A 20,824-nucleotide genomic window follows, 5' to 3' on the forward strand; every position below is an offset into this window, starting at 1 on the left:
ATATTGTTAGTTTTCAATGACTTAACCTAAGCAATAAATACCAAAAACATACCTTTATCACCCCAAAGTCTAACTCGACAATTTGTGGTGAAAGGGTCAGAAAACCTTCAAATCTCATGTATTTTTGGAGACATTTTAAATGGCCCGCATCACCCTTCGTCAATTGCTCGACCATGCTGGGGAACACAGCTATGGCGTTCCAGCGTTCAACATCAACAATATGGAACAAGCTTTGGCGATTGCTGAAGCAGCGGACAAAACAGATTCTCCGGTGATCATTCAAGCTTCTCGCGGCGCACGTTCTTATGCACACGACGTGATGCTTAAGCGTATGATGGATGCGATTATCGAAATCTATCCGCATATTCCAGTGTGTATCCACCTTGACCACGGTAATGGCCCAGCAACCTGCATGACCGCCATTCAATCAGGCTTCACATCAGTGATGATGGACGGATCGCTTGAAGAAGACGGCAAAACGCCTGCCGATTGGGACTACAATGTAGGCGTCACCAAAACCGTCACCGACACAGCCCATTTGGGCGGTATTTCTGTTGAGGGTGAGTTGGGCGTTTTGGGTAGCCTTGAAACGGGCATGGGCGACTTGGAAGACGGACATGGGGCAGAGTGCAAACTCTCAACCGAACAGCTTTTGACCGATCCAGAAGAAGCGGTAAAGTTTGTCAAAGAAACCAAGGTAGACGCATTGGCTATCGCCATGGGTACCTCGCACGGCGCATATAAATTCACCCGCAAGCCAGATGGCGACATTTTGGCCATGCATGTGATCGAAGAAATTCACCGTCGTTTGCCCGGCACCCATTTGGTAATGCACGGCTCATCTTCTGTGCCACAAGATTTGCAGGACATCATCAACCAGTTTGGCGGCAAAATGCCACAAACCTGGGGCGTGCCAGTTGAAGAAATTCAGCGCGGCATCAAAAACGGTGTGCGCAAAATCAATATCGATACCGATAACCGCATGGCCATGACCGGCCAAATCCGGCGCATCTTGCAAGAAAACCCCGGTGAGTTCGATCCCCGCAAATATCTAAAGCCAGCGCGCGACGCCATGACCAAATTATGCGTTGAACGGCTCGAGCAGTTCAACACCGCTGGACAGGCTGGCAAAATCGGCCGCATCATCCCATTGGCGGATATGGCCAACCGCTATGCAAGCGGCGCGCTCGACCCAAAAATCAGCTAATTTGCTGACCGACTAATGTAATTTTTTGGCAGCGTGTGGGCACCACCCACGCGCTGTTTTATTTTGTGCTATGCAAAAACTTGCGCTCCATCTATTTTCTGCCCAAATTACCAGCCAATAGCTACGAGACAAAATCTCAAGGACCATCATGCAAGCGCAAATCTATCTCATCACCCCACCCAACGCTGGCACCGACTTTGCCCCAAAGTTGCAATCCGCACTTGAAGGCAATGAAGTGGCGGCCGTGCTGATCCAACGTGGCGACCGGGAAGATGCGGATTATCTTGAAATCGCGAAGGCGCTTATCCCCGTTGCGCAAGATGCAGGTGCTGCCGCCTTGCTCGACAACATGCCAGAGGCGGTCAGAAAACTTGGCGCTGACGGTGTGCACATGACGGGGGCGGCAAAAGACATTAAGCAAGCGATCAAATACCTAAAACCCGCATCGATTGTTGGTGCAGGTGGTTTGCACTCAAAACACGACGCCATGACCAAAGGCGAAACGGGCGTCGATTATGTATTTTTCGGTCACCTTGCACCGGGGAAATCCGACGATGAGTTTTCGCCTGAAACTTTGGCTGACTGGTGGTCACAAACCATGGAAATTCCTGTCGTTTGTTTTGATCCTGAAACGACCGACATGGATGTTCAATTTGAATTCCGCGCATTGCGCGATCACATTTGGTCACATGTTGACCCCAGCGCGGCCTTAAAGAACATTGCAAATGAAGGTTGATAAATGACATTTCTGCGTCGCATAAAATGGTCAACAAATGCGGTTTTCTGTATCGCACTATTTGTTGTGACGCCGCTCACCTTCGCGCATGCGCAAGAAACCAGCGCAGAACAGCAATCACGGGAAGCGACCGATATTTCACGCACGGTCCTTGGGCCACGCAAAGACATTGACGAAGCATATGGCGCGTTCCAAACGGGGTATTATCTAACTGCTTTGTCCCTTGCACTGCCCCGTGCACAAAACGACGATGCCGCCGCACAAACTTTAATCGCTGAGCTATATGCGAAAGGTTTAGGCGTGGCGCAAAATTATGCCCGTGCATCGTCTTGGTATGCGTTGGCTGACAAAAATGGCGATCTCAACGCCACATTCCAACTCGCCATGCTCTATCAGCAAGGCTTGGGCGTCCCAAAAAATCGACAAAAAGCCGCCGATCTCACCCTGAAGGCCGCAACCGGCGGTATTTTTCCAGCGAAATACAATTTGGCGCAATTGCATGTGGAAGGGCGCTATGCGGCACCTGACCTAAGTCGCGCAGCAGAATTATTTAAGGAAGCCGCTGACGCCAACATCGCCAACGCGCAATATGATTATGGCAATGTGTTAATTGCCGGGGCCGGAGTGGCCCCTGACCTGGCCCAAGGCGTTCACTATATCGGCCTTGCTGCGGCCAATGGTGACGTGGTTGCAATGGTCGAATATGCAACTTTTCTGGCCCAAGGAAAAGGCGTTTCACTTGACCTTAAAACATCTGCCCTGTGGTACAAAAAGGCAGCAGAACTCGGCAATCCGGTCGGACAAGCCAGATATGGCCGCATGTTGGCCACAGGTACCGGCGTTGATAAAGACCTCATTGAAGCCGCCAAATGGCGAGCCCTAGCCAGAATGCAAGGTTTGGACGATAGTGTGCTTGGCGAAATGCTGATGGGTCTGGCCCCAAATGATTTGGAAAAAGCTGAACAACTGGCCCGCAACTGGCCAAGCGGATCGCGCCTCAATTAAGCAGTTACGTGTTAATCCAATGCCCAAAAGACCCAATAGTCTTGCGCAAAACTCAATATTAAGGCAAAAGGCAGCGCAACAGCTCTTGCGGGTAATGCCATGATCTGGTGCCTGCCAAGAAGACGACCAATCTCGAAAGACCAATAAAGATGAAACTGAACGGTAACGAAGTCCGCCCCGGCAATGTGATTTTGCACAAGAACAGCTTGTGGATTGCAGTAAAAGTTCAAAGCGTGAAGCCAGGTAAAGGCGGCGCGTTTGCGCAAGTTGAATTAAAAGACATCGTTTCTGGCACCAAGCTAAACGAACGTTTTCGCTCAGCTGAAACCGTTGAGCGCGTCCAGCTTGAGCAACAGGAATATCAGTTCCTATACGCCCAAGGCGATGAACTTGTGTTCATGGATATGCAAAGCTACGAGCAACTTGAACTGCAAGCTGACTTTGTTGGCGATCGCGCAGCATTCCTGCAAGACGGCATGATGGTGGAAGTGGAGAGCTACGAAGGCAAAGCCCTTGGCGTAAAACTGCCCCAATTCGTGACATTGGAAGTCAAGGAAACCGAGCCAGTTGTTAAAGGTCAAACCGCTGCCAATTCGTTCAAACCAGCTATTCTTGAAAACGGCGTAAAAGTTATGGTGCCACCTTTTGTTGGTGAAGGCGAAAAAATCGTCGTTGACACCAACGAAGTCACCTATTCGAAGCGCGCAGAATAACCGCACCAAAATTAAGGCTAAAATGTCATGGCACAATCTGCCCTTTTGACCATCATGACCGGCACAGCCCGCAAGGCTGCACGGTCGCTAAAACGCGATTTTGGTGAAGTTGAAAACTTACAAGTCTCGCGCAAAGGCCCTGCGGACTTCGTGTCTGCTGCCGACCAACGCGCAGAAGAAGTTATTTTTGAAGAACTGCACAGATCGCGCCCAACCTATTCTTTTTTGATGGAAGAACGTGGCGCAATTGAAGGTTCTGACGGCCAACATAGATGGATCGTTGATCCGCTTGATGGCACCACCAACTTCTTGCACTCGATCCCAGCATTTGCTGTTTCAATCGGTCTTGAGCGTAATGGCGTGATGGTTGCTGGCGTGATCTACAACCCAATCACCGAAGAACTGTTTACAGCAGAACGTGGCTCGGGCGCTTATGTCAACAACCGCCGCTTGCGCGTTGCAGGTCGCACACACCTTGCCGACTGCGTCGCCGTTACAGGCATCAAACACACCGGCCGCACCGCAGAAGACACAAAAACCATCGCCCAGGTGGCAAAACTCAACCCATCTGTTGCGGGCATCCGCCGCACGGGTTCCGCAGCACTCGACATGGCATGGGTTGCTGCCGGGCGTTTCGACTTGATGTGGGAAACCGGCCTAAAGCCATGGGACATTGCAGCGGGGATGTTGATGATCCGCGAAGCGGGCGGGACAATTACCGATATCAACGGCAAAGACCTAACGCCTGAAGGCGGCTCAGTCCTTGCGGGCAACGAAAAAGTGCACAGTAAATTGCTCAAAGCGCTAAAGACGGTTTAGTCTTTGCATAGATGAGAAGTTTGGAAAGCTCCTGTACTTGTACGGGAGCTTTTTGTGTTTATATCAACAAATATTCTCGTCCAAAAAATGCCAGGAAGACAGCATGAATTCCAGAATTGGCGCTTCCTTTGAGAACGCAGAAACCGTTGATCTCTACCTTCATCGCCCGCCCTACCCCCAACGCCTATATGACCTTTTGATCGAGCTATCCCCATCAAACGAAGCTCTACTAGACTTGGGCTGTGGACATGGGAAAATCGCTCGACATCTTGCGCCCCATTTTGACACCGTCACAGCTGTCGATCCCTCCAAGCGCATGATGGCATTAGGTCAAAAGCTTGAAAACGGAAAAGCCGAAAACCTACATTGGGTAGAAGGCCTTGCTGAAGATGCACCGCTCTCTGGCAAATATGACACTGTTGTTGCTGCGCTAAGCATTCATTGGATGGATCATGCGCGGCTTTTCCCAAAACTGGCTAAACACTTAAACCCAAACTACTTGTTTGGTGTAATTGAAGGTGACGATGCACACGAACCACCTTGGCAAGAGGATTTGGAAACTTTTTTAGGCAAATGGGTGCCCGAACTTACTGGAAAACCATTTGTTCAAAACCGAACCAACCAGTTTTGGACGCGTTACACAAAGTACGTGGATGTCACTAACAATTACGAGCTCATATCCGAACCCATTGTGCAATCCCTAAGTGACTTCATCCTATGCCAGCACTCCCGCGACACGTTCGCTATCTCCAAACTGGGCGATAGGCGGGAACGGTTTGATGCCGAGTTAGAAGAACTATTGCGCCCGCATGCTGACGAAAATTCAAATTTAACTTTTAAGAGTTGCACGCGACTCGCTACCGGAAAACTCGCTATGTAGATCGGCTCCCGTCACAACAATACCACAACTATTCGATTTAAATATTGTCAGGCCCAATTGCACTGACTAGAATCATAACTTGGGAGCAAACGAAGCGAGGGACAATTCGTTTATGGCGCAGTCATACGATCCATATCATCTTGCAAGTCCAACCGTTTATTTGGTGAAGATGGTCATCTTCCTGATTATCGTTGGCATGGTTGCCGTGATTATCGCGCCGCAGCTGGTGGAAGCCTTTTGGGCCAACCCCTTCATCAACATCGTTATTTTGGGCACCTTGGCAATTGGGATCATCCTCAGCTTTTTGCAGGTAATGCGTTTGTACCCCGAAGTTCAATGGGTCAATTCCTTACAATCGGGCCAAATGGACGCGAACAGCCGCCAACCCAGAATGCTGTTGCCCGTGGCTGTTATTTTGCGCGACAATCTGGGGGAAACAATGATCACCCCCGCCTCGCTACGTTCAATCTTGGATTCGGTGGGCAACCGCTTGGATGAGGCCAAAGACACCTCAAGATATTTAACAAGCTTGCTGGTATTCCTTGGCCTATTGGGGACGTTTTACGGCCTGTTGCAAACCGTTGGTTCGGTCGGTGACGTTATTAAATCTCTCGACATAACTGCAGGTGACAGCGGCAACTTGTTCTCGAACTTGAAAAACGGGCTTGAAGCGCCGTTGTCCGGCATGGGCACGGCCTTTGCGTCCTCGCTATTTGGTCTTTCAGGCTCGCTGATTTTGGGTTTTTTGGATTTGCAAGCGGGTCAAGCGCAAAACGCTTTTTATACTGATCTTGAAGACTGGATGTCTTCCATGACCGAGCTTGATCACCCCATGACCCAAATGCAGGTCAGCCAGATGGGTGTAGACGGTGCAGGAATGCAGGAAATGGTCGCCCAATTGGGGGCCACCATGCAAAACTCATCTTCATCGCAAAACGCCATTCGGGCAATGGCCGAACTAGCGCACGGGCTAGACGGCCTTACAAAAATCATTCGGCAGCAGCAGGATGATTTGCGCACCCACATCACCGACCAAGCCGCCAACAATCTAAAAATGCGCGAGCTGGTGGATGCCTTGCTCAACAGTGTTGAACAGGACGAAAAAACAGATAAGCAGACACCTCGCGGCAAGGGCAAATAATCTATGGCGCGCGCAAGACGGCAGGCACGACAAGACTATTGGCCCGGGTTCGTGGATGCCATGGCCAGCTTATTGCTGGTCATCATTTTCCTATTGTCGGTGTTCATGCTGGCGCAGTTTTTCCTCAGCCAAGAGATTTTGGGCAAAGATAGTGCCCTCACGCGCTTGAACAGTCAAATCGCAGAACTCACCGAATTGCTGCAACTTGAACGCACCAACTCAGAAGATTTGGAAATTTCGATTGCTTCACTATCTGCAACACTTTCGGGTGCTGAGGCTCAACGGGACAGCCTCACCCAGCAATTGGCAGGCTTAGGCGTTGGAACGGCACAAAAAGATGGTACAATTGCACAACTTTCATCCGATCTTTCCAACGAGCGCGAGATCAGCGCAGAAGCCGCGGCGCAAGTAGCGCTTTTGAACCAACAAATGTCGGCGCTTCGTTCGCAAATCGCCGCACTTGAAGCCGCACTTGGCTCGTCCGAGAGCCGCGACATGGAAAGCCGTACCCGCATTGCAGACCTTGGCCGCCGCCTCAACCTGGCGCTGGCCCAACGGGTGCAAGACCTGTCGCGCTATCGCTCTGACTTCTTCGGCAAACTACGAGAGATTTTGGCTGACCGCGACGATATTCGCATCGTTGGTGACCGGTTTGTGTTCCAGTCCGAAGTGTTGTTTAACGCTGGCGAGGCAGAAGTGGCACATGCCGGGCTCGACGATTTAAACGCACTGGCCGACGCCATCAAACAGTTGGAAACGCAAATTCCTCCGGAAATTCCATGGGTGCTGCGCATTGATGGGCACACCGATAAACGCCCAATCAACACCCCGCGCTTCCCCTCAAACTGGGAATTGTCCGCTAGCCGCGCCATTTCTGTTGCCAAATACTTAGTGGACCAAGGCATTTCCCCCACCCGCCTCGTCGCAGCCGGGTTTGGTGAGTTCCAACCCATTGATCCCGGGGATACCGACGAAGCCTACCGCCGCAATCGCCGGATCGAGTTTAAGCTGACGGATTGATGGTAGTGAGCCAACCTGTAGATGTGTCTTGGATTGATAGAGTTGTGTTTTGGAACAAGAAAGTGGTTTCCAAAAGTGCAATATCCCCAGCGCTAGATATGTTTGTTGTGAAAAACAAAGATAAGCAGGAACTGTTCTTGAAGTTTAAATACGCAGGTAACACGCAGTTCCACAAGGTAACTACAAGTGAACTTCAAACTGTGATTGATAGATTCAACTCCGTATCGTGAACGCTGGCTTTGGTGAATTCCAACCCATCGACACCGCCGACACCGACAAAGCCTATCGCCGCAACCGCCGGATCGAGTTTAAACTGACGGATTGATGGCAGCAATTTTAGCTCTCAGATTTGAGGAAAAATATATGAAAAAATGGGAAATCAAAGAATACGACGGCCTAGATATCAAAGCGACTTACATTGCAGAGGACCTCAGTGTCGAACAAATTAGCAGTGTTATGCAAATGTTGATCGCACGCTACTTGTCGGCTTCTGAGATCATAGATCAGCCACGCCTATATGAGATTCGAAAAGATGGAGGCACTCTATCCTGCGGAGAAAACCCGCATGTGGTCGCAAGAAAAGTTTCCTAATTAAGAATTATCACTGGAAACGACATTACCGCATTAGCACAGCCACAATGGCATGCAACCGCCGGAGTGGTTGCCGCATTGCAGCGGGAAACCGGATCAAGTCCGGTATGGTGCGGAAAACAATTCGTCCATGGTTCAGACCGCCAAAGCATTTGACCCCGGCTCAGCCTGCGTGGCGCGAACGCCACTTAGCTGTCCGGGGGTGCCACTGGGGTTTGGGTAAGTTTTGAGAAGAACATCCAGCACCGTCCCGGACCTGATCCGGGATCAGCTTTTAAAAGCCCCCCACCCTTAATCCCTCCCCGCCAGGGGGAGGGAAATGGTTCTTGCGCGTCGCCAAACGGTGCCCAATTCCTGCGCCATACTCCACCGTCACCCCCCGGCTTGCCCCGAGGGTCCAGTAAGGAGCGAACCACAAATTCTAGCGCTTTTTGAACTTTGACAGTCAGACCTTGATCACCATTCTGACGGGGAGAACGGACGTGTGGTATGGCAAGGTCTGGTCTCCCTCCCCCTGGTGGGGAGGGAAATGGGTCTTGCCTGTCGCCAAACGATGCCCAATTCATGCGCCATACTCCACCGTCATCCCCCAACTTGACCCGGGGATCCAGTAAGGAGCAAACCACAAATTCTAGCGCTTTTTGAACTTTGACAGTCAGACCTTGATCACCGTTCTGACGGGGAGAACGGACGTGTGGTATGGCAAGGTCTAGTCTCCCTCCCCCTTGTGGGGAGGGATTAAGGGTGGGGGGCTTAGGCACTCCTCACCGCTGAGCGCTGTCGATATGTGACCCGGCTCAGCCTGCGTGGCGCGAACGCCACTTAGTTTTCCGGGGAAGCCCAGCGGGAGGCTTCGTCGCGCAATGTACGGGGAGCATTCGGCGCACAACTTATGCAGGTGGCATCCCCGGACAAACAAGCAAAGCTTGAGCCAATCCGGGGGCACGCTTGCGGTTAAATGGTGAACACTGGCTGCAATTCGCCAGCAATCGCCCCATCGCAAATATGGACGAACGGCACTCTGCATGTCTAGCTCATCGGGCGAGACGTGTCGCCTGCGCACCTATTGCTGAAACTGCAATTTTGCCAATTCAGCGTAGCGACCGCCTTTTGTCACCAGCTGATCATGCGTACCTTGGTCAATAATTTTACCATCTTCCAAAACCAAAATCCGATCAGCGTTTTTGATGGTGGCGAGGCGGTGCGCAACAACCAATGTGGTGCGCCCGACCATCAAACGTTCAAGCGCCTGCTGCACTTTGGTTTCGCTTTGCGCATCCAGCGCGCTCGTGGCTTCATCAAGCAACAAGATCGGTGCGTCCTTTAAAAGCGCACGGGCAATCGCTACGCGCTGTTTCTGCCCGCCGGACAACATCACCCCGCGTTCGCCCACAATCGCTTCATAGCCATGCTCTAAACGCTGCACGAACTCATCCACCAACGCCACCTTGGCAGCTTCACGCACTTCTTCGTCGGTGGCCTCGGGTTTGCCGAACCGGATATTATCAGCAATCGTACCCGAGAACATAATCGCATCCTGCTCCACATAGGCAAAACGTTGGCGCAATGCGGTGAAGTCTACTTCGCGCACATCAACGCCATCCACTCGAATGCCACCGCTGCTCACATCATAAAAGCGCTGCAAAAGAGAAAAGACCGTCGATTTACCCGCGCCCGATGGGCCAACCAGCGCAATGGTTTCGCCGGATTTGACATCAAAGCTAACCCCGTTCAAAACGCTCTCATCATCACGGGTTAAATATTGGAAATGCACATTGTCAAATGCCACCGTGGCAGGGCTGGGCGTCGGTAGGTCGACAGGATTTTTAGCCGCGTCAATGCTCGGTTCTGTGCCTAAAATCTCAGTGATCCGCTCAGTCGCACCAGCCACAGTTTGTAATGTGCCTAGAATTTCTGAAATACCCGTGAGCGTGCCGGTGGCCATCATTGCATAGATCAGGAATTGGCTGAGTTCCCCCACCGTGATCTGCCCACTAGAAACAAGCTGCGTCCCCAACCAGATCAAGCCCACAATGCCCGACGCGGTAAGGAAAATCACAAAGGCAATCATCCCGGCTCGCACCAACAGCCGCGAAACTTCTGACTGATAACTTGCTTCGGCATATTCGCCATATTCTTTATTGCGCTGGCCCTCGCGGGTGAACGCCTTGATGGTTTTGATCGCGCCAAATGTCTCAGTCGCCAAAGCGGCAAGGTCTGCAATTTTGTCCTGCTGCTTACGCGAAAGCCCACGAATATATTTCCCAAGCCACACGACAGGGAAAACCAGCACCGGGATAATCAACACAACAGCGGTGGCCAAATAAATCGAGGTGACAAACATCATGATCACCGCGCCAGTCAGCATCACAACTGAGCGCAATACCACCGGTAGGGCGCTGTCCAACGCGCCGCGCACAATACCCACATCGGATGTGATGCGCGAAATCAGCTCGCCCGTGCGGTTGGTGTCAAAAAACACCACATCCATGTTCATCAAATGGTCAAACACCGCGCGCCGAATGTCGGTGATCACGCGCATACCGATCACGGAGATAAAATAAAACCGCGCAGCAGATGCAACAGCCAACACACCGGCAACGGCAATGATGCCAATTGAATAAGAATTCACCACTTCAAGGTTTTGGGTGACAAAACCTTCATCGATTATCCCCCCCGCAAAATAGGGAATCGCGAGCGCTGCGAACGCAGCCACAAGCAAGAACAGCGCGGTAAAACCCAACCGATAAGGATATTTCAGCAAAAAAGGCAACAATGCGCGCAACGGTTCTGAAGAATTTGTTTGGCTATCACGGTCCGCCGTCAGAATAATCTTATCAAGCCGCGATTTCTTTTCGTCACGCAAATTTGCGCCCTTGGCTTCTTGGCTGGACAGGTCAGACATATTTGATTTCCTTACGAGCGCAATTTGTCGCGCTAAAATAGGTACTCACTGCCGCGAACTCAATAGCGGGTTGGTCCAAACAGCAAGATTCATTTCATAGCACAGTTTTGCACCCTTGCAGTTTGGCAAAAGATCGGGTAAATACCGCCCAACTGTTTTCCATGAGGTGGGCAACAAGGTGTAGGTTTACGCCTTAGCTAATGCAAATCCTCAGTTTTTGAATTGTAAGGCGCAACCAGATGAAAAAAGACATTCATCCAGACTATCACATGATCAAAGTGGTCATGACAGACGGCACAGAGTTTCACACCCGTTCAACTTGGGGTTCTGAAGGCGCTTCAATGCAGCTTGATATTGATCCCAAAACGCACCCAGCTTGGACTGGTGGCACAGGCCAATTGATGGACCGTGGCGGCCGCGTATCACGCTTTAAAGACAAATATAAAGGCATTTTGGGTTAAGCAACCCGACATCGCTTTTAAAGAATCAAAAAACCCGGCCATTGTGCCGGGTTTTTCTTTATTCAATTATCGCACATTTTGTCTTTAACTGTCGGCATTACCGTCAAACGCGTTGCGCAAACGTGCCAAATGACCATTTACGGGATTGATCGAATCTTGAGCACCTTGGGCGCCGCCGCGCTCCATCGCGTCCAGCGCGTGAATGCGTTTGTTCAACGAATCTGCTTTTTCAATTATCGCGCGCATTTGCACGGGCAGTGCGTCCCACATAGGCACGTCTTTGTCCGCCATTTTGGTGTTCAAGTCGACCCGGCGTTCTTCGGACTGCGCTTGTTCCTCGGTCAATTCGCCTTCCTTAACGGCACGTTGCAGCAACAACCAACTCGCCAACTGCATCAGCCTTGTGGTCAACTGCATCGATTGCGCCGCATAGAGCAACGAGGCATCCCGCTCCAATTGTTTACTCGCCGCACGGCCATCCCCATCAAGATACGCTGCCGCATCTTCGACAAGCCTCATGCCCTCACGATAAAGCGTGTCAAACCCACCTGTGGCCACAATTCGGGGACCAATTGATTGCGCGTCGCGCGGCTGATCAGATTGTGTCAATTGCCTACCTGCCTTAGAAATTGTTTCACGCAGTATACCTGCACTTCGTTCACATCGCCATTAACGCGATTCTACATGCAAACACTTAACAAACAAAATTTGCCAACATGATGAAAGGATTTGTTAAAATCCGCCCCAGTGACATTAACTTTTCAGTAACCGACAAGTTCACAAAAAAAGAGCCGAAAAAATCGGCTCTCGAAAGTTAACAGGGAGGCGTCGAACAGAGAAGAAGAACCGCTCTGTCAGACCCAACAAGAATGTTGGATAAGGATAGGTTAACCCCAAAACTTTAATGCAACCTTAACCAGCAGCATTTTCTTAACCCTCACTTTTTTAACTCTATAAATTAGCGGTCTATTTTCTTTATTTTACTTTGAAAAACAAAGATTTTACACAGTCAGGTGCAATTACTTTCCTGCTTCGGGTTTTGACAACATAGGGAAAGCTGTTTTGAAAACGTTGTTTTGCTTCGCCCCTTTTTCTATGCCTGCCGGCCGCTGCACTTCTAGCGCTTGCTTGACCCGACGCATTTCATCGAACAGCATGACCAAGCGCTCATCTAGTTCCGCCGCAGACATGCCTTCAAGCGACATGCCGACCTGGTGCGATGTTGGTTTCAAGGTAGGTTCATCTTTCATAATTTAGCCCCTCGCCTTTTATCGGTTTTCGCCATGATGGCAAGCTTTGCCCAACACTTGTGAATTTGCATTAAACGGGTTCAATCAAATGTTAAAAACAGCGTCTGCGGCAGCCTTGCTCGATTTTTTCACCTCAATCTCACCGCGTAATCGCAAAATCTCACTTTCCAACAATTTGATCCGTTCGTGAAGTTCATCCACCGAAATTGCCTCCAATGGCATACCCAATTCGTGAGACTTGGGCTTCACATAATCCTCATCATCCATTTAACAACTCCCCTGTTATTTTCAGCATACATGAACAAAATAATGTGTGTAGAATCACAATTTGGGCAACTCCCAATGTTAAAGAATTTTGAACATAACTGCGGAGACAAGCAAGATGAGCGAACAAACCATGCGTGCGATCGCGATTGATCAACCAGGGGGTCCTGAGGTCTTAACCCCACACGATGCACCGATGCCCTATGCCTATGAAGGCGAACTGGTGATCAAAGTTCACGCAGCAGGCGTCAACCGCCCGGACATTTTGCAGCGCATGGGCGCCTATCCGCCGCCAAAAGACGCGTCCCCCCTGCCCGGTCTCGAGGTCGCTGGGGTGGTGGCGCAAGTCGGGCGCGGCGGCACCAAGTTCAAGCAAGGAGATCAGGTAATCGCTTTGTGCAATGGCGGCGGTTACGCAGAATATGTCAGCGTGCCTGCAGGTCAGGCCCTACCTTTACCCAAAGGCTGGAGCATGACCCAAGGCGCGGCGCTGCCCGAAACATTGTTCACCGTGCAACAAACCTTGATCGACAGAGCGCAATTGCGTGACGGGCAAACCGTTCTCATTCACGGCGGTGCTGGGGGCATTGGCGCGGCAGCGATCCAAATGGCAAGACTGAAGAATTGCTTTGTCATTGCAACGGCTTCAGGGGATGAAAAGCTTGACTATGTTCGTTCTGTTGGCGCGGACTTGGCGATCAATTATCTAACCGAAGATTTTGTTGAAAAAACCAAGATCGCCACAGATGGCCAAGGTGCAGACGTGATCCTTGATATTATCGGGTCGGACTATGTGGACCGGAATATTCGCGCGGCAGCAATGGACGGCACAATTGTGCAATTGGCAAATCTTGGCGGACGCGAGGCGACCATTACCATGGGCTTGATCGTGGCCAAACGCCTGACGCTGTTTGGCTCCACCTTGCGCGCACAACCCAATCAAGTGAAGGCGCGGATTGCTGACAATTTACACACGCAGGCCTGGCCTGCCCTAGAAAGCACCCAATTCATCAAACCGCGCATCACAACATTTGCGCTTGAAGAAGCATCAAAGGCCCATGCCGCAATGGATGCAGGCGATCACTACGGCAAGATCATTCTCCAAACAGCATTCAACCAAGATGCGCACAGTTAATTAATTGTGATTGCAATTTTGCCCATTCAGCGCTATACGGAGCCCAATTCCCCATCAATTTTACAAAATGAGGGGCGTGCAAGGTGACTGAAAGCCTCGCACCCGAGGAAAGAGATTTATCATGGCCACACAATTATTAATGCCAAAAGCCACAGCCGTTTGGTTGGTTGACAATACAGGTCTTACATTCGACCAGATTGCCTCATTTTGCACACTGCATCCGCTGGAAGTACAAGGCATTGCAGACGGCGACGTGGCGGGCGGCATCAAAGGTGCAAACCCAATCCAAAACGATCAGTTGACCAAGGAAGAAATTGAAAAGGCTGAAGCTGATCCAAACTACCGCATGGTCCTGTCGAGCCCCAAAACAATCGTGCCGCAAATCAAGCGTCGTGGCCCACGCTACACGCCTGTTTCAAAGCGCCAAGAAAAACCAAACGCCATTCTTTGGCTCGTGCGCAACCACCCAGAGCTCAAAGACGCACAATTGATGCGCCTTGTGGGCACCACAAAGCCAACCATTGAATCTGTGCGTGAACGCACCCACTGGAACGCCTCAAACCAGACGCCTGCCGATCCGGTAACATTGGGTCTTTGCACACAAGTTGAACTGGACATGGAAGTGCGCAAAGCGGCGAAAAACGCACCAGCAGAAGAAATTCGCCCCGAAGATTCTGGCTTGTTGACCGCCGAAGAAGCCATGGCCACCGCAGTACCAACGCCTGTGTTCGACCAAGGTTTCCTTGACACACAACCTTCTGTTTTGGGCGAAAATGATCCAAAAGAACCCGTATATGACATCGACAGCGTATTTTCGGGCCTTGCAAACAAAAAAAGCAACCGCGACGACGATTAGTTTTCGCATGGTTCTTAATTAATCGTAAAAGCGGATCAGCCATCATACTTCCTTAACGGAGGTAATTATGGCGGGTCCGCTTTTTTCTTATTCTTTTCATTGGCCACAAACAGCAAAAGGCCACCCCTAATGGAATATGGTTTTCTCTTCGCCTGCTTCATTTTTCTGTCGGCCGCGGTGGTGGTGGTGCCACTCGCCAAACTGACAGGCCTTGGCCCCGTTCTTGGATATTTGCTCGCCGGCGTCCTGATTGGCCCATATGCCTTAGGGCTCGTAGCTGACCCACAAACAATATTTCGGTTTTCAGAATTTGGCGTCGTGATGATGCTGTTCTTGATCGGCTTAGAATTGCAACCACGCGAATTCTGGAATATGCGCGTGCGCCTTGTGGGCCTGGGCATCCCGCAGGTCATCATTAGCGCAATATTGATTGCTGGCATCGGCATTGGGCTCAATATGCCCTGGCAATCAGCCATCGTTATGGGGTTAGGCCTATCGCTTTCTTCAACTGCCATTGTGCTCAAAATCATCGATGAACGCGGGATTATGCAACGAAGCGTTGGCCGCTCCGCCTTCTCAGTGCTCTTGGTACAAGATGTGGCCGTTATCCCGTTTCTTGCGATCATCCCGTTTTTGGTTATCCCAGAACTGGCCGGCTACGCCCCATCAGATGTTCACGGTGCTGCCGTACAAGATGAATCCGGTTGGCAAGCGGGTTGGCGGGTCGCCTTCGTTTTTGCCTCCATGTATCTTGCTGGGCGCTATTTGTTAAAACCTGTTTTGCGCATTATCGCGCAATCTGGTGTTCGTGAAATTTTCACAGCGTTCGCGTTATTGCTCGTTGTCGCAGCAGCGTTGCTGATGGAATGGATCAATCTTTCCCCAGCGCTTGGCGCCTTCATGATTGGCGTCATTTTGGCCGACAGCGAATATAGGCACGAGTTGGAAAGCAACCTTGAGCCATTTAAAGGCCTGTTGCTCGGCCTGTTCTTTATTTCGGTTGGCATGTCGATTGAATTTTCAGTGTTGTTGGACAACCCTTGGTTCATTCTTGGCCTGGTCCTGGTTCTCGCCACCATCAAGTTTGCCGTGCTTTATGGTCTTGCGACGCTATTTCGATTTCACATCGCGGATCGACTTTTGTTCGCCACATTACTCGCGCAAGGCGGCGAATTCGCATTTGTCTTGTTCCAGTTTGCATCGGGCGCCGGAGCGCTAGATCCACAATTGGCCAGCCTTTTAAACGTAACCGTTGCCCTTTCGATGATCATTACACCCGTTTTATTGATCACTTTTGACCGGTTGGTGGTGCCCAACTTGCCCTCGCTGCAGTCACCCGAACGGCCCGACGACGACATTAGTGTGCGCAACAGTGTAATAGTTCTCGGGTATGGTCGCTTTGGCCAAATCGTAACCCGTCTCTTAACTGCGCAAGGCTTTGAAGCCACTCTGATTGACCATGACCCCGAGCAGATTGAATTGATGAAAAAATTCGACGCCAAAGTGTTTTATGGCGATGCAAGACGGCTCGATCTGTTAACGTCCGCCGGCGCAGACAAAGCGGAATTGATGGTCATTTCCATTCACAACCCTGAAATCGTGTCTGAGATTTCCCGCATGGTCCGGGCAAATTTTCCGCATATTCGCATCCTCGCCCGCGCCCGCGACCGTAACCACGCACATGACTTGATGGATATCGGCGTTCATGAATTTGAGCGCGACACGTTCCATTCGGCATTGCATCTTGGCATCAAAGCACTTGTTTCACTTGGCTACACGGAGGCAAAAGCCAAGCGCCTCGCCAACGCATTTGCCAAGCATGATGTGGAGATGTTGCACGAAGCATATGAATTGCGTGGTGACGACGAAGCAATGATTGGTCACGTCAAAACTGCGCGCCAATTGCTTATGCAAGTGATGCAAGCCGACCTTGATGAATTGGAAGCCGAAATTGAAGCTGCCAAAAAGAAAGACAAGAGCTAAAGGTCCAACCGCCACTGTTTGATCACTTCGATCGGCGAAAATTCAATGATCTCAATGGAATTGAAGATCACATCAAACTCTCCGATTTCTGCATTGATGTAGCGCAGCACCGCCTCACGATTTGCCGGATCGATTTGGGTCGCCAGCGTGCAGTGCGGATGCCATTTGCCGGGCAAGTAATTAGCTCTGCATTTGGCTGCATCCACCTGTCCATGAATTTCATGATGCAACGCCAATAACCGTGGAACTTGCACAGGCGCTGCCCACACCACCATCGGTTCCACATCAAAAAACTTGATCTTATCGAAAGTTACCCGTACCGGCTTTGTTCGTTTAAAGACCTCATTCAACTGCCGTTTCAATTGTGCGCCGGTCACGTGCTCAAACATGGCGAAGGTAAAATGCGGCGGATAATTGAGCGTAGGCATGGATGGCGATGTTTCAAACCCTGAAACTTCTTGCCACAAATGGGTAATCGCACGCGCGCTTTTGTTGCGCGCCACCAGCGAAACCGCACTCCCCATAACAAAACACCTTTCGCAGACCAAAATTGCCAACATTGACTTGGCCCGGCAAGTTGGATGATCTAACCTGCTAGGACCCCACCAATCAATTACGTATTTTACTTATGCCCCTCGACATTACTTCGATCGACCCTTGGGTCATCATAATCAGTTCCTTGGCCGTATTTCTGGTTGCCCTGTCAAAATCTGGTTTGATTGGCTCACTCAGTTTTGTCGGCGTACCGCTTTTATCCATCGTGATGCCTGTCACCGAAGCCGTGGGCATCATGCTGCCCGTATTGTTGTCAATGGATGCGATTGGCCTGATGGCCTATCGGCGCGAAATCCATTGGCCAAACCTCAAAATCCTACTTCCCGGTGCCATCACCGGTATTGTTCTGGGTTGGATATTCTTTGCCTTTATTTCTGAAGGCATGGTGCGCCTCATGGTTGGCACTGTCACTGTACTGTTCTGCCTTGATGAATGGCTACCGTTGCGCAAAACACTTTCAGGCCTTCCTCCGTCCAGGCCCTGGGGGTGGTTTTGGGGCAACGTGGCAGGTTTTACAAGTTTTGTCAGCCATACGGGCGGTCCGCCATTTCAAATTTTCATGTTACCGCAGCGTTTAAAACCAACCCTATATGCGGGCACAACGGTGATTTTCTTTGCCGTGGTCAACACCACAAAACTAATCCCTTACGCTTTCTTGGGACAATTATCGGTTTCCAATCTCGCCAAATCAGCGCTTTTGATACCTGTCGCGATTTTTGGAATGGTGTTGGGCGTCTACCTTGTGCGACGCATCTCAACAGAACTATTTTACAAAATGGCTTATATATTGGCCTTCATGTTGGCACTCAAGCTGCTCTATGACGGCATCCTAAGTTTCTTGTAAGACGAACCAAAAACAAAAGGCCACGAGAATGATCGTGGCCCACTTGATTGATACTCAAAAGAATTTCTATTCTCACCTATTGTCGCGTCTGATTTTGCATTCGCGATATCTCGTCTTTTAACTCGAGTTTTTTGCGCTTCAGCATGCCGATTTTCAGCTCGTCTTGAGCGGGGCGCTGCAATTCTTGGAGGATCTCATCGTCAAGCGAGGCATGACGGCGCTCCAGCGCGTTGAGGTGGGAAGTAGTTGTCATGAAGTCTTCCTTTCTCTGTAAGTACGTCGATCAGTGTGACAAAAAAATGTTACGCTGTCCAATCAACAAATCATTCAAATTTGGCACAAATTTGCGCACACGGTTAAATCTTTATGCAATCATTTGTAATATGAGATAATTTCGATATACCGGCACCAGTAGAATCACGAAAGGCCCGCCAGCGCATGATGCAACTGACATCCGAACAACGGGCAAGATTGGGACTGGAACTGGCGTCTAAACGACAAGAACATAAAGATTTGGATGCAGCAATTCACGCCCTAACCCATTCGGGGCAGAACGACCCCATGCTGGTGCAGCGCTTAAAGAAGAAAAAACTAACGCTCAAAGACCGGATCAAAGAGATAGAAGATATATTATTGCCGGACATAATTGCGTAACAAAGCGCCTTTTCGCCAAAAATTTACACGTCGATCTTCGCCAATTAGACTTTACACCACTTGCTCAAAGTCTTTTTGTAGGCTAAACGCCTTTTTTGACGCAACGCGAGAGGGCACAAATGCCTTTAAACCCGCCGATAGCCATCGTCATGGGCTCTCAGTCTGACTGGGCCACAATGCGCCACGCTGCTGAGACACTCGACCAACTTCAAATTCCTTACGAAGCACGCATTGTTTCCGCGCACCGTACGCCTGATCGGATGTATGATTTTGCCAAAACGGCCGCCGACGATGGTTTTCAAATCATCATTGCAGGGGCAGGTGGCGCAGCGCACTTACCCGGCATGATTGCCGCCCTCACCCATTTGCCCGTTTTCGGCGTCCCGGTGGAAAGCCGCACGATGAAGGGGCTGGACAGCCTTTATTCGATCGTGCAAATGCCTGCGGGCATTCCGGTAGGCACATTGGCCATTGGTAAGGCAGGCGCAACCAACGCCGCTTTGTTGGCCGCAGCTGTTATTGCCCTGTCCAACGAGGACGCGCGCAACAACTTGATCGCCTATCGCGAAAACCGCACCGCCAACGTCACTGAGTTCCCGATTGATGAAAAATAAACTCGCAACTGGTGCGACCATCGGCATTTTAGGCGGCGGACAGTTAGGCCGCATGTTAGCGCTTGCTGCCCATCGCTTGGGCCTAAACACCCACATATTTTGCCCGGACCCTAACAGTCCAGCTTTCGCTGTGACCCCGCACAAAACGATCGCAGCCTATGAAGATATCGCTTCATTGGTCAAATTTGCTCAAAGCGTTGATTGCGTCACTTACGAATTTGAAAACGTGCCCGCAGCAACCGCAGCCGCGATAACTCAAGCAGGTACGGCGCTGTTTCCTTCAGCTAAAGCGTTAGAAACCTCACAAGACCGGCTGGTGGAAAAACGCTTCATTTCGACCATCGGCATTGAAGTCGCGCCATATGCAAAAGTGGATAGCCAATCAGCACTGAATAGTGCGGTTAAAAAAATCGGCCTGCCCGCTGTCCTCAAAACCCGACATTTTGGTTACGACGGCAAGGGCCAAACCATCCTCAAGACCGACGATGATGTGGCAAACGCCTTCGCCGCCATTGGCGAACAGCCCGCCATTCTGGAAAGCTTCGTGCCTTTTGAGAAAGAGATATCGGTGATCATCGCACGCGATCAAACCGGTCATGTGGCAGCTTACGATCCGGCGGAAAATGTACATCAAAACCACATTCTTAAAACGTCTACTGTGCCGGGAAATATTTCCAAGGCGCTGGGTGAAGCCGCCAAAGCAATTGCAACTCAACTGATTATTGCGCTCGATTATGTCGGCGTGATGGGCGTTGAATTTTTTGTGGTGTCCACACCCGACGGCGACAAGTTGGTGGTGAACGAATTTGCGCCACGTGTCCACAATTCCGGGCACTGGACACAAGCGGCATGCTTGAACGATCAATTTGAACAACATATCCGCGCAGTAGCCGGTTGGGACCTTGGCAGCCCGGAGCGGCATTCAAATGTGGTGATGGAAAACCTGATCGGCGATGAGATCATTGCCGGGATGCAAACCACAGAATCGAACGCGCAAGTTCACCATTACGGCAAATCTGAAATACGTAAGGGTAGAAAAATGGGGCACATCAATCGGATTTTTACCAAAAAAGGCACTAATTAAGCCTCTTTAGACGTAATTTCCGTCGTCAAACGCTGGACAAGCCTATCCATGTTTGGTATTCACCCACCCAACGCTTGGCTGGTTTGCTGGCCACAGCGCATTTGGCT

The 20,824-nt window shown here is 50.6% G+C and carries 23 protein-coding genes and 1 pseudogene; 18 read left to right on the forward strand and 6 right to left on the reverse strand.

Features of this window, described 5'->3' with window-relative positions; genetic code table 11:
- Positions 1 to 139 precede the first annotated feature (139 nt).
- The 10 genes and pseudogenes from fba (at position 140) to ACJAZW_RS01075 (ending at position 8,112) form a co-directional block, all read left to right on the forward strand.
- The gene (gene fba / locus ACJAZW_RS01030; RefSeq protein WP_415154995.1) at positions 140 to 1,207 is read left to right on the forward strand and encodes a class II fructose-bisphosphate aldolase; all 1,068 of its coding nucleotides are present in this window, start codon (positions 140 to 142) and stop codon (positions 1,205 to 1,207) included.
- 148 nt (positions 1,208 to 1,355) lie between these two features.
- A complete protein-coding gene (locus tag ACJAZW_RS01035; RefSeq protein ID WP_415154996.1) occupies positions 1,356 to 1,943 on the forward strand; it encodes a thiamine phosphate synthase in 588 nt (195 codons plus the stop codon).
- Between the two features lie 3 nt (positions 1,944 to 1,946).
- Entirely contained in the window at positions 1,947 to 2,948 is a 1,002-nt protein-coding gene (locus ACJAZW_RS01040; RefSeq protein WP_415154997.1) for a tetratricopeptide repeat protein, read from the forward strand.
- A gap of 149 nt (positions 2,949 to 3,097) precedes the next feature.
- Complete coding sequence (gene efp / locus ACJAZW_RS01045; RefSeq protein WP_415154998.1) at positions 3,098 to 3,661, forward strand: elongation factor P; 564 nt, start codon at positions 3,098 to 3,100, stop codon at positions 3,659 to 3,661.
- 27 nt (positions 3,662 to 3,688) lie between these two features.
- On the forward strand, positions 3,689 to 4,480 hold the full coding sequence (locus ACJAZW_RS01050) for an inositol monophosphatase family protein (protein WP_415154999.1): 792 nt from the start codon (positions 3,689 to 3,691) through the stop codon (positions 4,478 to 4,480).
- A 103-nt stretch (positions 4,481 to 4,583) separates the two neighbouring features.
- Positions 4,584 to 5,360, forward strand: coding sequence for a class I SAM-dependent methyltransferase (locus ACJAZW_RS01055; RefSeq protein ID WP_415155000.1), 777 nt, complete (start codon positions 4,584 to 4,586; stop codon positions 5,358 to 5,360).
- 112 nt (positions 5,361 to 5,472) lie between these two features.
- A complete protein-coding gene (locus ACJAZW_RS01060; protein ID WP_415155001.1) occupies positions 5,473 to 6,501 on the forward strand; it encodes a flagellar motor protein MotA in 1,029 nt (342 codons plus the stop codon).
- A gap of 3 nt (positions 6,502 to 6,504) precedes the next feature.
- Complete coding sequence (locus ACJAZW_RS01065) at positions 6,505 to 7,521, forward strand: peptidoglycan -binding protein (RefSeq protein WP_415155002.1); 1,017 nt, start codon at positions 6,505 to 6,507, stop codon at positions 7,519 to 7,521.
- Positions 7,522 to 7,741: 220 nt separating this feature from the next.
- A pseudogene (locus ACJAZW_RS01070) lies at positions 7,742 to 7,846 on the forward strand (peptidoglycan-binding protein); the annotation flags it as partial.
- Positions 7,847 to 7,884: 38 nt separating this feature from the next.
- On the forward strand, positions 7,885 to 8,112 hold the full coding sequence (locus tag ACJAZW_RS01075) for a hypothetical protein (RefSeq protein WP_415155003.1): 228 nt from the start codon (positions 7,885 to 7,887) through the stop codon (positions 8,110 to 8,112).
- A 1,063-nt stretch (positions 8,113 to 9,175) separates the two neighbouring features.
- Here the strand turns inward: ACJAZW_RS01075 and ACJAZW_RS01080 are convergent.
- Positions 9,176 to 11,017 (reverse strand): ABC transporter transmembrane domain-containing protein, encoded by a 1,842-nt coding sequence (locus ACJAZW_RS01080; RefSeq protein ID WP_415155004.1) that lies wholly within the window; start codon positions 11,015 to 11,017, stop codon positions 9,176 to 9,178.
- 239 nt (positions 11,018 to 11,256) lie between these two features.
- Here ACJAZW_RS01080 and rpmE point away from each other — a divergent pair, with 239 nt between their 5' ends.
- Entirely contained in the window at positions 11,257 to 11,478 is a 222-nt protein-coding gene (gene rpmE, locus ACJAZW_RS01085; RefSeq protein ID WP_415155005.1) for a 50S ribosomal protein L31, read from the forward strand.
- Positions 11,479 to 11,562: 84 nt separating this feature from the next.
- On the opposite strand, the gene ACJAZW_RS01090 is transcribed toward rpmE, so the two are convergent.
- The 3 genes from ACJAZW_RS01090 to ACJAZW_RS01100 form a co-directional block, all read right to left on the reverse strand.
- The gene (locus tag ACJAZW_RS01090) at positions 11,563 to 12,051 is read right to left on the reverse strand and encodes a DUF1465 family protein (protein ID WP_415155108.1); all 489 of its coding nucleotides are present in this window, start codon (positions 12,049 to 12,051) and stop codon (positions 11,563 to 11,565) included.
- Positions 12,052 to 12,497: 446 nt separating this feature from the next.
- On the reverse strand, positions 12,498 to 12,728 hold the full coding sequence (locus ACJAZW_RS01095) for a DUF1192 family protein (RefSeq protein ID WP_415155006.1): 231 nt from the start codon (positions 12,726 to 12,728) through the stop codon (positions 12,498 to 12,500).
- 84 nt (positions 12,729 to 12,812) lie between these two features.
- On the reverse strand, positions 12,813 to 12,995 hold the full coding sequence (locus tag ACJAZW_RS01100; RefSeq protein WP_415155007.1) for a DUF1192 domain-containing protein: 183 nt from the start codon (positions 12,993 to 12,995) through the stop codon (positions 12,813 to 12,815).
- Positions 12,996 to 13,110: 115 nt separating this feature from the next.
- Between ACJAZW_RS01100 and ACJAZW_RS01105 the strand changes: the two genes are divergently transcribed.
- From ACJAZW_RS01105 to ACJAZW_RS01115, 3 genes are all read left to right on the forward strand, one after another.
- Positions 13,111 to 14,127 (forward strand): NAD(P)H-quinone oxidoreductase, encoded by a 1,017-nt coding sequence (locus ACJAZW_RS01105; RefSeq protein WP_415155008.1) that lies wholly within the window; start codon positions 13,111 to 13,113, stop codon positions 14,125 to 14,127.
- 121 nt (positions 14,128 to 14,248) lie between these two features.
- Positions 14,249 to 14,983 carry a DUF1013 domain-containing protein gene (locus tag ACJAZW_RS01110; protein ID WP_415155009.1) on the forward strand — a complete coding sequence of 245 codons (735 nt, stop codon included), beginning with the start codon at positions 14,249 to 14,251 and terminating at the stop codon, positions 14,981 to 14,983.
- A 129-nt stretch (positions 14,984 to 15,112) separates the two neighbouring features.
- Positions 15,113 to 16,966, forward strand: coding sequence for a monovalent cation:proton antiporter-2 (CPA2) family protein (locus tag ACJAZW_RS01115; protein ID WP_415155010.1), 1,854 nt, complete (start codon positions 15,113 to 15,115; stop codon positions 16,964 to 16,966).
- On the opposite strand, the gene ACJAZW_RS01120 is transcribed toward ACJAZW_RS01115, so the two are convergent.
- Entirely contained in the window at positions 16,963 to 17,490 is a 528-nt protein-coding gene (locus ACJAZW_RS01120; RefSeq protein WP_415155011.1) for a 2'-5' RNA ligase family protein, read from the reverse strand. The two genes, ACJAZW_RS01115 and ACJAZW_RS01120, sit on opposite strands and share 4 nt — an antisense overlap.
- A 104-nt stretch (positions 17,491 to 17,594) precedes the next feature.
- Here ACJAZW_RS01120 and ACJAZW_RS01125 point away from each other — a divergent pair, with 104 nt between their 5' ends.
- Positions 17,595 to 18,365, forward strand: coding sequence for a sulfite exporter TauE/SafE family protein (locus ACJAZW_RS01125; RefSeq protein WP_415155012.1), 771 nt, complete (start codon positions 17,595 to 17,597; stop codon positions 18,363 to 18,365).
- 76 nt (positions 18,366 to 18,441) lie between these two features.
- On the opposite strand, the gene ACJAZW_RS01130 is transcribed toward ACJAZW_RS01125, so the two are convergent.
- Positions 18,442 to 18,618, reverse strand: coding sequence for a YdcH family protein (locus ACJAZW_RS01130; protein ID WP_415155013.1), 177 nt, complete (start codon positions 18,616 to 18,618; stop codon positions 18,442 to 18,444).
- 188 nt (positions 18,619 to 18,806) lie between these two features.
- Between ACJAZW_RS01130 and ACJAZW_RS01135 the strand changes: the two genes are divergently transcribed.
- From ACJAZW_RS01135 to ACJAZW_RS01145, 3 genes are all read left to right on the forward strand, one after another.
- The gene (locus tag ACJAZW_RS01135) at positions 18,807 to 19,019 is read left to right on the forward strand and encodes a YdcH family protein (RefSeq protein ID WP_415155109.1); all 213 of its coding nucleotides are present in this window, start codon (positions 18,807 to 18,809) and stop codon (positions 19,017 to 19,019) included.
- Between the two features lie 119 nt (positions 19,020 to 19,138).
- Positions 19,139 to 19,633: a 5-(carboxyamino)imidazole ribonucleotide mutase gene (purE, locus tag ACJAZW_RS01140; RefSeq protein WP_415155014.1), complete on the forward strand. Its 495-nt coding sequence runs from the start codon at positions 19,139 to 19,141 to the stop codon at positions 19,631 to 19,633.
- Positions 19,623 to 20,717 (forward strand): 5-(carboxyamino)imidazole ribonucleotide synthase, encoded by a 1,095-nt coding sequence (locus ACJAZW_RS01145; RefSeq protein ID WP_415155015.1) that lies wholly within the window; start codon positions 19,623 to 19,625, stop codon positions 20,715 to 20,717. The genes purE and ACJAZW_RS01145 overlap by 11 nt, the downstream gene beginning before the upstream one ends.
- Positions 20,718 to 20,824: the final 107 nt, after the last annotated feature.

The sequence above is a fragment of the Maritalea sp. genome, from assembly GCF_047634455.1.
In the GTDB taxonomy this organism is placed as follows: domain Bacteria; phylum Pseudomonadota; class Alphaproteobacteria; order Rhizobiales; family Devosiaceae; genus Maritalea.

Excerpts from the sequence above, each read along its gene's own strand:
- fba (WP_415154995.1), top strand. The coding sequence starts at position 140 with ATGGCCCGCATCACCCTTCGTCAATTGCTCGACCATGCTGGGGAACAC.
- ACJAZW_RS01035 (WP_415154996.1), top strand. The coding sequence starts at position 1,356 with ATGCAAGCGCAAATCTATCTCATCACCCCACCCAACGCTGGCACCGAC.
- ACJAZW_RS01040 (WP_415154997.1), top strand. The coding sequence starts at position 1,947 with ATGACATTTCTGCGTCGCATAAAATGGTCAACAAATGCGGTTTTCTGT.
- efp (WP_415154998.1), top strand. The coding sequence starts at position 3,098 with ATGAAACTGAACGGTAACGAAGTCCGCCCCGGCAATGTGATTTTGCAC.
- ACJAZW_RS01050 (WP_415154999.1), top strand. The coding sequence starts at position 3,689 with ATGGCACAATCTGCCCTTTTGACCATCATGACCGGCACAGCCCGCAAG.
- ACJAZW_RS01055 (WP_415155000.1), top strand. The coding sequence starts at position 4,584 with ATGAATTCCAGAATTGGCGCTTCCTTTGAGAACGCAGAAACCGTTGAT.
- ACJAZW_RS01060 (WP_415155001.1), top strand. The coding sequence starts at position 5,473 with ATGGCGCAGTCATACGATCCATATCATCTTGCAAGTCCAACCGTTTAT.
- ACJAZW_RS01065 (WP_415155002.1), top strand. The coding sequence starts at position 6,505 with ATGGCGCGCGCAAGACGGCAGGCACGACAAGACTATTGGCCCGGGTTC.
- ACJAZW_RS01075 (WP_415155003.1), top strand. The coding sequence starts at position 7,885 with ATGAAAAAATGGGAAATCAAAGAATACGACGGCCTAGATATCAAAGCG.
- ACJAZW_RS01080 (WP_415155004.1), bottom strand. The coding sequence starts at position 11,017 with ATGTCTGACCTGTCCAGCCAAGAAGCCAAGGGCGCAAATTTGCGTGAC.
- rpmE (WP_415155005.1), top strand. The coding sequence starts at position 11,257 with ATGAAAAAAGACATTCATCCAGACTATCACATGATCAAAGTGGTCATG.
- ACJAZW_RS01095 (WP_415155006.1), bottom strand. The coding sequence starts at position 12,728 with ATGAAAGATGAACCTACCTTGAAACCAACATCGCACCAGGTCGGCATG.
- ACJAZW_RS01100 (WP_415155007.1), bottom strand. The coding sequence starts at position 12,995 with ATGGATGATGAGGATTATGTGAAGCCCAAGTCTCACGAATTGGGTATG.
- ACJAZW_RS01105 (WP_415155008.1), top strand. The coding sequence starts at position 13,111 with ATGAGCGAACAAACCATGCGTGCGATCGCGATTGATCAACCAGGGGGT.
- ACJAZW_RS01110 (WP_415155009.1), top strand. The coding sequence starts at position 14,249 with ATGGCCACACAATTATTAATGCCAAAAGCCACAGCCGTTTGGTTGGTT.
- ACJAZW_RS01115 (WP_415155010.1), top strand. The coding sequence starts at position 15,113 with ATGGAATATGGTTTTCTCTTCGCCTGCTTCATTTTTCTGTCGGCCGCG.
- ACJAZW_RS01120 (WP_415155011.1), bottom strand. The coding sequence starts at position 17,490 with ATGGGGAGTGCGGTTTCGCTGGTGGCGCGCAACAAAAGCGCGCGTGCG.
- ACJAZW_RS01125 (WP_415155012.1), top strand. The coding sequence starts at position 17,595 with ATGCCCCTCGACATTACTTCGATCGACCCTTGGGTCATCATAATCAGT.
- ACJAZW_RS01130 (WP_415155013.1), bottom strand. The coding sequence starts at position 18,618 with ATGACAACTACTTCCCACCTCAACGCGCTGGAGCGCCGTCATGCCTCG.
- ACJAZW_RS01135 (WP_415155109.1), top strand. The coding sequence starts at position 18,807 with ATGCAACTGACATCCGAACAACGGGCAAGATTGGGACTGGAACTGGCG.
- purE (WP_415155014.1), top strand. The coding sequence starts at position 19,139 with ATGCCTTTAAACCCGCCGATAGCCATCGTCATGGGCTCTCAGTCTGAC.
- ACJAZW_RS01145 (WP_415155015.1), top strand. The coding sequence starts at position 19,623 with ATGAAAAATAAACTCGCAACTGGTGCGACCATCGGCATTTTAGGCGGC.